The sequence below is a fragment of the Bacteroides sp. f07 genome (assembly GCF_042854785.1).
Classification (GTDB): Bacteria; Bacteroidota; Bacteroidia; order Bacteroidales; family Bacteroidaceae; genus Bacteroides.
In genome coordinates this window covers 62,541-75,147 of record NZ_BAABXI010000002.1, presented here as the reverse complement: position 1 = coordinate 75,147, position 12,607 = coordinate 62,541, and the positions used below count along the sequence as shown (strand labels likewise).

At 43.2% G+C, this 12,607-nt stretch carries 7 protein-coding genes; 3 read left to right on the top strand and 4 right to left on the bottom strand.

The genetic code is table 11. The features are described 5' to 3' along the window. Window positions 1–1,149 carry a glycoside hydrolase family 88 protein gene (locus ACGHVY_RS15430; RefSeq protein WP_390599738.1) on the top strand — a complete coding sequence of 383 codons (1,149 nt, stop codon included), beginning with the start codon at window positions 1–3 and terminating at the stop codon, window positions 1,147–1,149. A gap of 36 nt (window positions 1,150–1,185) precedes the next feature. Here the strand turns inward: ACGHVY_RS15430 and ACGHVY_RS15425 are convergent, their stop codons facing one another. After that, window positions 1,186–5,217, bottom strand: a complete 4,032-nt coding sequence (locus tag ACGHVY_RS15425) for a two-component regulator propeller domain-containing protein (RefSeq protein WP_390599737.1) — start codon at window positions 5,215–5,217, stop codon at window positions 1,186–1,188. A 93-nt stretch (window positions 5,218–5,310) separates the two neighbouring features. Here ACGHVY_RS15425 and ACGHVY_RS15420 point away from each other — a divergent pair, with 93 nt between their 5' ends. Together ACGHVY_RS15420 and ybeY are read left to right on the top strand one after the other, a co-directional pair. Then, window positions 5,311–6,543: a nucleoside recognition domain-containing protein gene (locus ACGHVY_RS15420; RefSeq protein WP_390599735.1), complete on the top strand. Its 1,233-nt coding sequence runs from the start codon at window positions 5,311–5,313 to the stop codon at window positions 6,541–6,543. A 16-nt stretch (window positions 6,544–6,559) separates the two neighbouring features. Continuing rightward, window positions 6,560–6,973 carry an rRNA maturation RNase YbeY gene (ybeY, locus tag ACGHVY_RS15415; RefSeq protein ID WP_308747180.1) on the top strand — a complete coding sequence of 138 codons (414 nt, stop codon included), beginning with the start codon at window positions 6,560–6,562 and terminating at the stop codon, window positions 6,971–6,973. A 143-nt stretch (window positions 6,974–7,116) separates the two neighbouring features. On the opposite strand, the gene ACGHVY_RS15410 is transcribed toward ybeY, so the two are convergent. From ACGHVY_RS15410 to ACGHVY_RS15400, 3 genes are read right to left on the bottom strand one after another with little or no spacing between them, the layout of a single operon-like run. Continuing rightward, entirely contained in the window at window positions 7,117–7,542 is a 426-nt protein-coding gene (locus ACGHVY_RS15410) for a lipocalin family protein (protein ID WP_390599733.1), read from the bottom strand. A 5-nt stretch (window positions 7,543–7,547) separates the two neighbouring features. Continuing rightward, the gene (locus ACGHVY_RS15405) at window positions 7,548–10,265 is read right to left on the bottom strand and encodes a prolyl oligopeptidase family serine peptidase (RefSeq protein ID WP_390599732.1); all 2,718 of its coding nucleotides are present in this window, start codon (window positions 10,263–10,265) and stop codon (window positions 7,548–7,550) included. Then, window positions 10,249–12,606 carry a DPP IV N-terminal domain-containing protein gene (locus ACGHVY_RS15400; protein WP_390599731.1) on the bottom strand — a complete coding sequence of 786 codons (2,358 nt, stop codon included), beginning with the start codon at window positions 12,604–12,606 and terminating at the stop codon, window positions 10,249–10,251. Before ACGHVY_RS15400 ends, ACGHVY_RS15405 begins: the two co-directional genes overlap by 17 nt. Window position 12,607: the final 1 nt, after the last annotated feature.

The following is a 12,607-nucleotide window of genomic DNA, read 5'->3' as shown; positions in this document are numbered from 1 at the left end:
ATGAAAAATCTGCTATTATTCGCAACATTATACCTTACTTGCATGGCGTGCACTGCCAACAAACCTATCCCGGCTAACACAGAAGCACAGCAAGTACTAGACTTGATATACAAAGTGAACGATCACTGGCAGGCGGGACATCCGGAGCATAAACGGGCATTTTGGGATCATGCCGTCTACCACACCGGAAACATGGAAGCTTACTTCCTGACTGGAAAAACAGAATACCTGACATATTCAGAGAAATGGGCGGAACGAAATGAATGGAAAGGTGCCAAGTCCGACGACAAGGCAACTTGGAGATACGACTATGGTGAAACAGACGAATATGTCCTGTTCGGCGACTATCAGATTTGTTTCCAAACTTATGCGGACTTGTTCACCCTGCGTCGCGACTCCAACAGGATAACGCGTGCCATCGAGGTCATGGAGTATCAGATGAGCACTTACCGTTCGGACTACTGGTGGTGGGTGGACGGTCTTTACATGGTAATGCCTGTCATGACAAAAATGTACAAATTGACCGGCAATCGACTCTACTCCGAAAAGTTATACGAATACTTTTCTTATGCCGACAGCCTAATGTACGACTCAAAAGCTAACCTATATTACCGGGATGCCAACTTCATCTATCCCAAATATCAGACAGCCAATGGAAAAAAAGACTTTTGGGCACGTGGTGACGGTTGGGCAATGGCTGCATTGGCAAAAGTACTGAAAGACCTTCCGGAAAACGACCCGCACCGTAACGTATACGTAGAACGTTTTCAAAAGATGGCAAAGGCTATAGCCGCCTGCCAACAGCCCGACGGTTATTGGACTCGCAGCCTCATCGACCCCGAATATGTGCCCGGCCCTGAAACAAGCGGAACCGCTCTCTTTACCTATGGTCTGTTGTGGGGCATAAACAATCAATTGCTTGACTATAAGAGTTATGCTCCCGTAGCAAAAAAAGCATGGAATTATCTGGCAAATACAGCCGTACAACCCGACGGAACATTAGGATATGTGCAGCCTATCGGTGCCAAAGCAATACCGGGACAAGTACTCGATGCCAACTCCACATCCAATTTCGGTGTAGGTGCCTTCCTGTTAGCAGCCTGCGAGCAATACCGTTTTCTTACCGGTATCCAAACAAATTGTGACTAAAATAAGGACAAAAACCATATTCATACCGAATATGTATTAAGATAATTCTTCCTTGCGATACTCTTGTGGAGTGACATGATACTTATCTTTAAAGCATTTCCTAAAGTACTTGGGAGAGCTGAAACCTAACCGGTCTGATATTTCCATAATATTCAGACCGGGATTATTTTTAAGCATCACAGTCGCCTCCTTTAGACGAATGGTAAGAATGAACTCCGCGGGCGTCTGTCCGGAAATGGCTTTCAACTTGATAAAAAGCTTAGTGCGGGCGATGCCTACCTCACGAGCAAACATCTCCATGTTGAAATCAGGATCCCCCATGTGCTTCTGTACAATTTCCATAGCCTTGTCGATAAATTCCTTATCCATTTCATTGTTCGCCAAGATACGATGTGTAGACTGGGGCTGTTTGGAGAATTTCTCTTGCATCATAATCCGGCTATTCACCAAATTATTACAACGGGACAACAGTAACTGTACATTGAAAGGCTTGGTTATATAGTCGTCCGCTCCTGTCTTTAGGGCTTCAAGTGTAGAGTCGATGGCCGTCTTGGCAGTAAGCAATACCACAGGAATATGACACGTGTCTATATTTTCCTTAATCGCCTTACACAGTTCCATGCCCGACATTCTCGGCATCATAATATCACTCACTACAATATCCGGCATCTCTTCCTGCACTTTCTCCAGCCCTTCCTGCCCGTCAACAGCTGTCACTACTGTATAGAAAGGTGCAAACAAATTGGCCAGCATATCACGCAGGTTATCGCTATCCTCCACAATCAGTATTTTGCAGTTGCCCGCTTTCAGTTCGGAAACCGTTTCGGACTCATTTTCTCCCTGAAGCAGCACCACCGGAATCTCACCCACCCGTTCATCTTCTATTGCCGGCTGTTCACCCTGTGGCTGTTCGCAGATTTCTTCCTTCTTGAAGTGCTCTTTACCCATCTTCAAATGTACACAGAAAGTTGTTTCCACCCCCGGGTCACTATATACATCAATGGTACCATGATGTAACTCCACAATACCTTTCGATAGTGACAGACCAATACCCGTACCGATATAGGAAGATGACTCCATGTCCTCTGTCTGATAAAAACGATCGAAAATCCGGGTGATATCTTTTGCGGCAATGCCTTTGCCGGTATCCGTCACTTCGATAAGCACTTCCTGCTCTTTTCGCCGCACAGCTACCACTATCTCTCCATTCTTAGGCGTATATTTAAAGGCATTACTGATGAGGTTATTCATCACTTTCTTCATCTGCCGCACATCGTACCACAATTCAATATGCTCGGTAGTCTTCACAAACTTGTAGTTTATCTGCTTCTGCTCTGCATACTCCCGGAACATCCGATAATATTCCTCCACATCGTTCACCACATTCCTCCGGCTTACTTTTAACGTCATGTATCCCTGTGTCTGCTTGCGGAAGTCCAGCAGTTCTGTAATCAACTCCTGTAACTGCAAACTGTTTCTATAGATTTTCTGCAAAGACGTACCAAGAAGCTGATTCTGTTCATGTGTACGCAGCAGCATCTCTAATTGTCCAATGATAACAGTCAGCGGTGTACGGAATTCATGTGATATATTGGTGAAAAAGCGTAGTTTCACCTGGTTCAATCTCTCAATATCTTCCGCATGTTTCTGCTCATACTTCAGCGATTCCTGCAACTTGATCCGGTTGTTGTAGGTACGCACCAACAAGTAAATCAGTAACACAGCCAGCAACACATAAAATATATAAGCCCACACTGTACGGTAAAAAGGTGGTAGCACCTTAATGACAAGACGACTTTCCGGCACAAACGTATTCTGTGCATTGGCCGTTTTCACAACCAATGTATATACACCGGGAGCTAAGCCGGTGTAAGTCACCATATTCTTGCCATGCATATTCACCCACTCATTTGAAAAGCCTTCCAAGCGGTAGAATAATTCCTCTTTATCTATCGGCAAATAGTCAGTAGCGGTATACTCTAATGCGAAAATATTGCACTTTGCCGGCAATTCAATCTCCTTCAAGGTGCTCAAATTTTCCGTCAAAATACCAGTTTCATCCCCTACATTCACTTCCTGCCCATTCACTGTCAGCCGATAGGGGTAGATATTGTAGGCTCTGGCTGTACGTTCAACCTCTTGTTCATTAAAAGAAATCATCCCATCCATGCCTCCGATAAATATCTCTCCTGTACTACTCTTCAAAAGCGAGTTCTCATTAATGGATGTCAGCGGTATTTTCTGCCCCTTGTCATAGTTGGTAAATTGTTTCGTGTTACAGTCCAAAATGGAGAATCCATTATCAGTAGTCACCAACATACGGTTATTATCCAATTCACAGATAGCATATACTACATTGCTCGACAACCCGTTCTTTCGCTGGTCATAATTCTCAAAGTCATCGGTATCACTGCGATAGAGATCCAACCCATGCTCGTTGGTACAGAACCACAAACGCTTGCAACTATCTTCATAGATATAGTTCACATGGTCACTGCTAAGTTTGTTCGTTCCCGTTTTCTGACGATAAGTAATCAGTTTCCGGGTATTGAAGTTATAGGCGCTGGCACCCATTCCTCCATTAGCTATCCAGAGGACGCCCCGGTGATCCATAGCCAGTTTACGACAAAAGGAAGTGCAATCATTATACTCCTTTTCGTTGAACAATGCCTCACACCGACCTGTTTGCGGATCAAAGAGGGAAAGTTTACCAATGGTACCCAAGACAAGCTTATCTCCCACCGGCACAATATCCATAACAATATCCGATGGCAACGATGCCGGATCGTCCGTCCGATGGCGGTAATGCGTGAAGCGCTCCGTTTTCAAGTCAAGACGGTTCAGTCCGCCCAAATGAGTACCGATCCAGAGCGCCTCCCGCTTCTTGTCGTAGTACGCCGTTTTAGCATGATTGTGCGAAATGCTGTTTGTACGGTCGTTATGGGTAAACCTGCGAAATTTTCCGGTATTGAGATTATAGCTGCACACACCTCCACCTTCCGTACAAAGCCACAAGTTGCCATGTGCATCTTCTGTCATTGCTCCTACTGTGGGAGAACTAAGTCCATCTTCTTCCACCAATGAAGTATTATATTCCCGATAAATCTGTTTACTTGAATTAAAATAGTTCACACCTCCATAGTAAGTTCCCGCCCAGATAGTTCCTTGATGATCGCGCAGCAAACTCCACACTGACGATTCGGAAAGGCAGTTCTTCTCTGCCGCCTTCTTATAATAACGCGTAAACTTCCCTGTCCGCTTGTCATATTTGTTCAGTCCGTCGAATGTGCCTATCCAGATATCCCTGTTTTCATCTTCACAGCAACAATGCACCTGGCTGGAACTAATGCTCGAATCATCGCCCAGCACCGTGCGGAAATTCCGGACTTCCCCGTTACGGATAAGATACAGCCCCTCACCACTGTGAAACGACACCCAAATATCCCCCATAGAATCACAATAAATATCATTGACGCGACCTCCCGGAATAAGATGAGATAACTTTTTCTTCTCTTCCAGTAGATAAAGACCCGCATTATATGTACCTATCAAAAGGGAATCATTCCGGTAAAAAAGACGGTTAATACTAACTTTCGAATCAGGCAACTGATAAATCAACCGGACGGAGTCATTCTCATAACAGTAAATCTGACTGTCACGTGCAAAGAAAAGCGCCCGTTCATAGCTCATAGCAGAAACTTTTCCGACAATAGGCGTAGAAAAAGAATCATGGACAATATCGTAGACTGAAATACCTTTGCCACCAGTCATGATGTAGACACTTCCTTTCCCGTTGCCTGTAATTTGCGCAATATCGTTGTAAGGCAAACTATTAGGATTATCCTTTTCGTGCTTATACACCTTAAATTCCTTGCCGTTGTAGAGATTCAGTCCGTCACGGGTACCCATCCATATCCATCCCCGTTCGTCTTGATAAAGAGTCATCACGGAGTTATGCGAAAGCCCGTCATCGGTAGTAAAGTGGTGAAAAGAAAGATTCTGAGCTATAATTTGCACTGCGGTCATGCCACAAAATAGAAATATCAGAAAAAATAATCTCTTATTCATAATCCAATGTTTTTCATCTAATTCGGGCATAAAGATAGCATAAACCAACGAATTATAACTACTTTTGCATTATCTATATACACGTTATCAACTATGGTTCTGAATTACATTTGGATAGGATTCTTTGTCATCGCCTTTATTATCGCCCTTATAAAAGTAGTTTTTCTGGGTGATACAGAGATATTTACGGCTATCATGAACTCTACATTCGATTCTTCAAAGACAGCTTTCGAAATTTCCCTGGGACTTACGGGCGTACTGGCTCTCTGGCTGGGCATCATGAAAATCGGAGAAAACAGTGGATTGATCAACGCCCTGGCCCGTTTCCTGAGCCCGGTACTTTGCCGCTTATTTCCGGATATACCCAAAGGACACCCGGTATTAGGGTCTATCTTTATGAATATGTCCGCCAACATGCTCGGTCTGGACAACGCCGCCACTCCGTTGGGACTGAAAGCCATGAAAGAATTACAGGAGCTGAACCCAAAGAAAGATACAGCTTCCAATCCGATGATTATGTTCTTAGTAATCAACACTTCGGGACTTATCCTTATTCCCATCAGCATCATGGTATATCGTGCGCAAATGGGAGCTACGCAACCGACTGATGTATTCATCCCGATTTTGCTAAGTACTTTCATTTCTACTTTGGTGGGAGTTATAGCCGTCAGCATTGCCCAGAAAATAAACTTAATCAATAAACCGATTCTGATATTGATGGGTGTTGTCTGCCTCTTCTTCTCCGGACTGATTTATTTATTTATCAGCGTTTCCCGTGAGGAAATGGGGACTTACTCTACATTAATAGCCAATATCATTCTATTCGGGGTTATTATTCTGTTTATCCTGACAGGAATCAGGAAGAAAATCAACGTTTATGATTCCTTTGTGGAAGGAGCCAAGGAAGGATTTACAACTGCTGTACGCATAATCCCTTATCTGGTTGCTTTTCTGGTAGGCATAGCCGTATTCCGCACTTCGGGAGCGATGGATTATCTGGTAAGCGGCATCGGTTACGTAGTAGGATTATGTGGAGTCGATACAAGCTTCGTTGGAGCACTCCCCACTGCACTGATGAAATCACTCAGCGGAAGCGGTGCAAACGGGTTGATGATTGATACGATGAAAGAGCTGGGACCGGACTCGTTTGTAGGACGCATGAGTTGCGTGGTACGCGGAGCTTCGGATACTACTTTCTACATTCTGGCTGTATACTTCGGCAGTGTAGGTATCAGTAAAACCCGCAACGCTGTTACTTGCGGCTTGATAGCAGACTTCTCAGGTATCATAGCCGCCATCTTAATCAGTTATTTATTTTTCTTTTAAATCATAACATTCAATTATGGCTGTAACTTATCAAACAGAAGGCGTAAAAATGCCTGAAATCAAAAAACGTGAGACTACGGAATGGATAAAAGCCGTAGCCGCTTCCTACGGGAAAAGACTCGGTGAAATCGCTTATATCTTTTGTTCCGACGAAAAGATTCTGGAAGTGAACCGCCAATATCTGCAACACGACTATTACACGGACATCATCACTTTCGACTATTGTGAAGGTGACCGTTTATCAGGCGATTTATTTATCAGCCTGGATACGATACGCACCAATGCAGAACAATTCGGAACATCCTATAACGATGAGCTGCATCGTGTCATTATTCACGGGATACTTCATCTTTGCGGCATAAACGATAAAGGACCCGGAGAACGGGAGATTATGGAGACTGCGGAAAACAAGGCATTGGCGATACGGTAGTCATAAACCATATTCCGTTGATGGCTCATTCTGATATACTATGACAGCATAACGAAAAGACGCCCCATCGTAACCACTACGACGGGGCGCTTTCATTAGCAACGTAATGCTAATATTAACACTAAATTATTTAAGAGAGAGATTTATTTCTTCTTGTCGGGAGCTACTTCCGGAGTAACTAATTTCTTGATTGATTTAGTATTCAGATACAAAAAAGCTAATCTCGGAGGTCCGTCCTGTGTGACCAACTCCAACGAATCAGGTGTCAGTTTTCCGATACGTTCACGTGTTTTATACACTTCCGTCTTTCCATTATCTTCTTTGTTGAATCCTTCGATAATTAAATAGCCGTCTTTATCAATCTTCCAAGTCTTTAAATCTAAAGAAGGGATATTGACAGCAGAGCATTTTCCGCCTTTTTTAAACTCAAATCCTTTCAGTTCACCGGTAGACTTGTAGGTATAAGGATTACACCATTTACCAATAATTTGTTTCTCCACTTTGCCCTGTCCATAGCTGCTGAATGCAAAGCAAAACAGAGTCATAGCTGTAATTAATAGTTTCTTCATTTCATTTATTTTTCTAGTAAATCATATTTCTGGTCAATGCCACGTTCTCTCAGATGAATACCCTCTTTCATCCAACGTGGTTCTTTTGTTCCTTTCAGGTAATAGTCGAAGAACTGCATCATCCGGATAGTCCAGTCCTTCTGGGCACCTCGACTCATAACAAAATGCCCTTCACCTTTGTAATTCAACAACCATGCCGGACGTTGCAAACGACGCATAGCCAAATAAAGAGCACGACCTTGTTCATACGCAACGGCCTCATCCTGATCATTATGTAATATCAATAAAGGCGTATGTATCTTATCCGCTTCCAGAATTGCAGAACTTGCCAGATACTTATCTTTCGCTTCCCATAAGGTCTTTCCCATACGGCTTTGTGTTTCTTCGTACATAAAATAGCGTGGCAGCCCACTTCCGTTACGGATTCCCAAATATCCGGTCACCATATCAGTGATAGGAGCCGCAATATTGGCACAAGTGAAAATATCTGTCTTTGTCACCAAATATGATGTTTGATAACCAGACCAGCTATGTCCCTGCAAACCAATTTTTCCGGGATGCGCTATCCCCTGCTCTATCAGATACTTTGTTCCGCTAACCACAGCATCATAACAACTCTGGCCGGGAGTCCCAACTGTGAAATGCACGTCTGGCATAAACACAATATAACCATTGCTGGCAAAATATACAGGATCTCCTAACGCGCTGCTCAATAAGGGTGCATGATAAATATTCAGCTCACCGGAATGGGTTTCATAAAACTGTACCAGCACCGGATATTCCTTTTGAGGATCATAATCTTCAGGCAAATAAAGCAATCCCTTATTTTCTTTATTCTCATAATTAGTCCACTTCACCAGTTTAACTGTACCCCATTTATAATCCGCTTGTTGAGGATTGGCATTCGTCACTCTGACCGGATTTGAAAAGTCGGCTTTACTCCACCACAAATCTCGAAACTCTGTTATACTCTGACGATTCCAGACACAATACTTATGATTGTCGGAAAAACGGTGTATGTTATATATATAAGGACCTTCCATCAGTTTCTTCAGACGTCCTTTCATATCAAGCTGATAGACACCCTCATCCATCGTATCTTTATCCCAAAGGCTAACCATGATTGTTTCGTCTTTCTGAAAAACATCCTTATCTATATTGCTCGTCATTTTACGAATAGATTTGCCATGTTTACGGCCATACCCTTTAGTCAAGCACTCCGGCTGACATTCTCCTGCCAAATCAATCTTCCACCAATCATATGCATCGTAGAGAAACACAGTATTCCCGTCAGCCGTCCACCCTGCTATGCCATAAGCGGGGGCAGGAGCCGGTTTATCATAATTTTCAACGAACATCGGATAACCGATAGCATCAGATATATTAATGACCTTACCTGTAGCACCATCAAACTTATTCCAGACTTGGGCAATCGGATCATACATTACCGCCCACTTGCCATTCACCGACCATTTCGGAGCTGTACGATAACTACGTCCGATCAACTGTTTTGCCCCCGTATGCACATTCACCGAATGTACATCGAACGGTAAGCGATCCAACCACTCACGCTGCATCTTATAAGGAGATTCGTCCGTATAAAGCACATAGTCCAATTTCTCTGCTCCCGATGGTAAGAGTAAATCTACGGTAGATGGAGCAATTTCAGTCAGCTTCTTAGAAGAAATATCATAAATATACGTCACCGACTTATCCTGCCTATAACGTCCGCCCCTTTGTAAAGTCGGGACTTCCATTTCGTTCCATGTCCACAACTCCAATTCAAAGCTCTTGTCCGGTTTCTTCTCCGATTCTTCTCTTCTACGCGAAATCTGCTGTGAGTCCCGAAGTTCAAGTATCAGAAAATTATGGCTTTTAGACAAGTCAATGCGTCCGACAGCCATGCCATCAGGCAAAACAATCTCTTTCCGGTCAAAAAGCAAGTTACAACCCGGCTTCTTTAATGAGAAAGCATACCACAAAGAATCGTTTACACTAAACTCCCCAGCCATCTCTTTTTCATTAAAACTATAAGAAGAGGGTTCACTCTTTACAGAACTCTGATAAAGAGTCTTATATGGACCGGCTAAAGGACCATAACATAGCTCGTTCCCGTCTGATTTTTTACGAATGAAAAGAATAGAACGTCCTCCGTCATACAATGTATGATAGCCGATACTGTCAATATGAAAAGCAACTTCTGTCTTTAAATGACGTACCACCAGCCTGTTAAAAGCCGGGACATGATTCACCGTATCTTTCGGCACGTTAGTTACAGAGATTGAGTAAGGAGTCCCTTCTACAGGGCGAAAAGCCTCTTTATGTTTCCATTCGGCCTTTACTCCCGAAGGCAATGACAACAAGAACGTCTTCATTACTCCCGCCGAGTCCGCCTGCCGATAAAAAGCCCCCTGATCGTTATTATAAAACTCCAGACGCTCTATATCACCATTCAGCAATATTTCTTTCCGTGTACGGGAATCGAATAAATGCAGAGGTTTTTCTTCCTTGCTATCCGGATTATATTCCATCAACGATATACGGTAAGTCACCCACCTGCCTGTCGGTGAAATATCCGGCGCATCAATACGCTTCCAAGATGTACACGCATCTATATCCAACGGCCTCTTCTGAGCCTCAACAGACAGGCTTCCACCCAGCAACAAGCTCGTTATAATCCCTATATGTACAAATATCCGGTTCATCTTATCTTCTCCTGTCATCTTTAATCATATCCTTATTCAAATCGACATCAGAATCAGCCGAGTTGTCATGCAACAGCAAGCGGGCAAAATGACGCCACATCTTATGTTCGAAGAAGTCCTCGGACTCACCGAAGAATCCATGTGTACATTTTGGCAATACAAACATCTCGAAATCCTTGTCTGCCTTAATCAATGCATCCACCAAACGCAATGTGTTAGCCGGATTTACAGTTTTATCCATCGCACCGGTAAACAGCAGCAAGCCATGCTTATAATTCTTTGCCAACTCCTGATTCGGACGTACGCGGACACTATAATCATACGTCGTGCTTTCTACTCCCAAACTGTCTTTAGTCGTTTTCACCTTCTCATCCACACCGAAATGAATCTCTACAAATCCTTTATTGTAAATGCGGTTGTCATGATTACCAGCCGATGAAACGGCAGCCGAATAGAAATCGGGATAAGTGCAAATGGCGGCAGCCGACATAAATCCCCCACCGGAATGTCCGTAAATGCCGACTTTAGTGGCATCAATAAACGGATAACGGGCAGCCAGTTGCTCAATAGCATATTTATCATCCGCCAACGGATAATCACGCATATTGTTGTACCCGTAGGTATGATAAGCCTTTCCACGCATCGGAGTGCCGCCTCTGTGCCCTACGGTTATTACAATGAATCCCAATTGAGCCAGACGGGTGTTATAAACATCGTTAATCGTAAAACGTGTCGGCACATACTCAAAGAACGGTCCCGGATAAACATTAGAAATGATAGGATAAACCTTTGTCGAATCAAAATCGGCAGGTTTCCACATCACGCCATACAAGTCGGTCACTCCATCGGCGGCTTTTACCTTAAAGCGTTCCGGTGCTTTCCATCCCATTTCATAGACAGGCTGCAAATCGGGCTTTTCCAATGTCATGATCATCTTTCCATTCCGGTTACGAACCACATTCACCGGTTCCTGCGAAACGGTAGAATAGGAATCTACCATATATCGGTAAGACGGAGAGATACTGACATCATGCGACGCATTCTCCGGAGTCAACAAACGAACAGCATTCGGACGATCCAGTTGAGCTTCATAAAGAATGTAGTAATAAGGATCAATACCTTTTTCACGACCATAACCATAGAAATACATCTTACGCCCGATAGTATCAATCTTGGTAACCGGACCGGCTACCCACGTCCCATCAGTCAGTTGATTCTTCAGGTTTCCCGTTGCCGTGTCATACAGGTAATAGTGTCCCCAACCGTTACGTTCGGAACGGAACAGAATTTCCTTTCCGTCATTCAAGAAAGAGACATTACGCATCTGATAATCAAGATACGGTTTGTTTTCTTCATGAATCACTACGCGTACTTTTCCGGTTTCTACGTCTACTTCGCAGATATCCGATTGGTTCCATGGACGGTTATAGCGTTGGAAATACAAGCGTTTCCCGTCTTTCGAAATATATAATACGTCGATATACTGATCAGGCCAACGATTAATATCAATTTTCTTCACTTCACGGGTATCAACATCTCCAATCAATAATTCATATTGGGTGACATGTTTATCGCCCGCCAGTTCGGCTTTATAAGTTTTCAGTGTCGGATATGGAGTAGACAACGAATTGATTAACCATAAATCACGCACTTTCCTGTTATCCTCACGAACTGCATAAAAACGATGGCTACCCGGAATCCAATGAGTGGACTCAGCCCCGAAGCGTCCTTCCATCATGCCCTCATCTTCACGGTTAAATGTATAATTCGGTTCACCGTCCGTTGTCAGTTGTACAGGAATAGTATCTTGTCCTTTCTTCTGATTTCCGACAAAATACAAATTATCCTTGCTGGCATAAAGAAAGTAAAGACTATCCGGTGAATATTTCATCCAATACGGATCACTATTCCCATAAGATGGTTTCTCATTAAGCTGTCTCAACACTTTCGTATGAATGTTGTACGTATAAAGCCCACGGTCAAAATCAATACGAATCGTTTCGTTATCCTTCATAAAAGTGAAAGACAAATATGGGTCTGCTGAAGAATAGGCTTTCTTGGTATATGCCGCAATTTTACTTAATAGTTCATCCGTATCAAATAACAAACGTTTTTCCTTCTTCTTCGGATTGACATAATAATATTTTTTTCCTTCACGTGTAGTAAACGAATAATAAAAACAGTCCGTATCGTTAATAAACGTCGGCCTAACTTCTGTAGAATATTTTGTTATAGGATTCTGCTCCAACAGACGGAACTTCTCCGCTAACTTATAATTCGCTTTCTGCTGTGCACCGGCAAGGCTGCATACAAACAACACAACTACCGGACATATATATTTAAAGAGAGAGTTTTTCATA

Bases quoted from the DNA above. Each gene is read 5' to 3' on its own strand.
- ACGHVY_RS15430 (WP_390599738.1), top strand. From the start codon at position 1: ATGAAAAATCTGCTATTATTCGCAACATTATACCTTACTTGCATGGCG.
- ACGHVY_RS15425 (WP_390599737.1), bottom strand. From the start codon at position 5,217: ATGAATAAGAGATTATTTTTTCTGATATTTCTATTTTGTGGCATGACC.
- ACGHVY_RS15420 (WP_390599735.1), top strand. From the start codon at position 5,311: ATGGTTCTGAATTACATTTGGATAGGATTCTTTGTCATCGCCTTTATT.
- ybeY (WP_308747180.1), top strand. From the start codon at position 6,560: ATGGCTGTAACTTATCAAACAGAAGGCGTAAAAATGCCTGAAATCAAA.
- ACGHVY_RS15410 (WP_390599733.1), bottom strand. From the start codon at position 7,542: ATGAAGAAACTATTAATTACAGCTATGACTCTGTTTTGCTTTGCATTC.
- ACGHVY_RS15405 (WP_390599732.1), bottom strand. From the start codon at position 10,265: ATGACAGGAGAAGATAAGATGAACCGGATATTTGTACATATAGGGATT.
- ACGHVY_RS15400 (WP_390599731.1), bottom strand. From the start codon at position 12,606: ATGAAAAACTCTCTCTTTAAATATATATGTCCGGTAGTTGTGTTGTTT.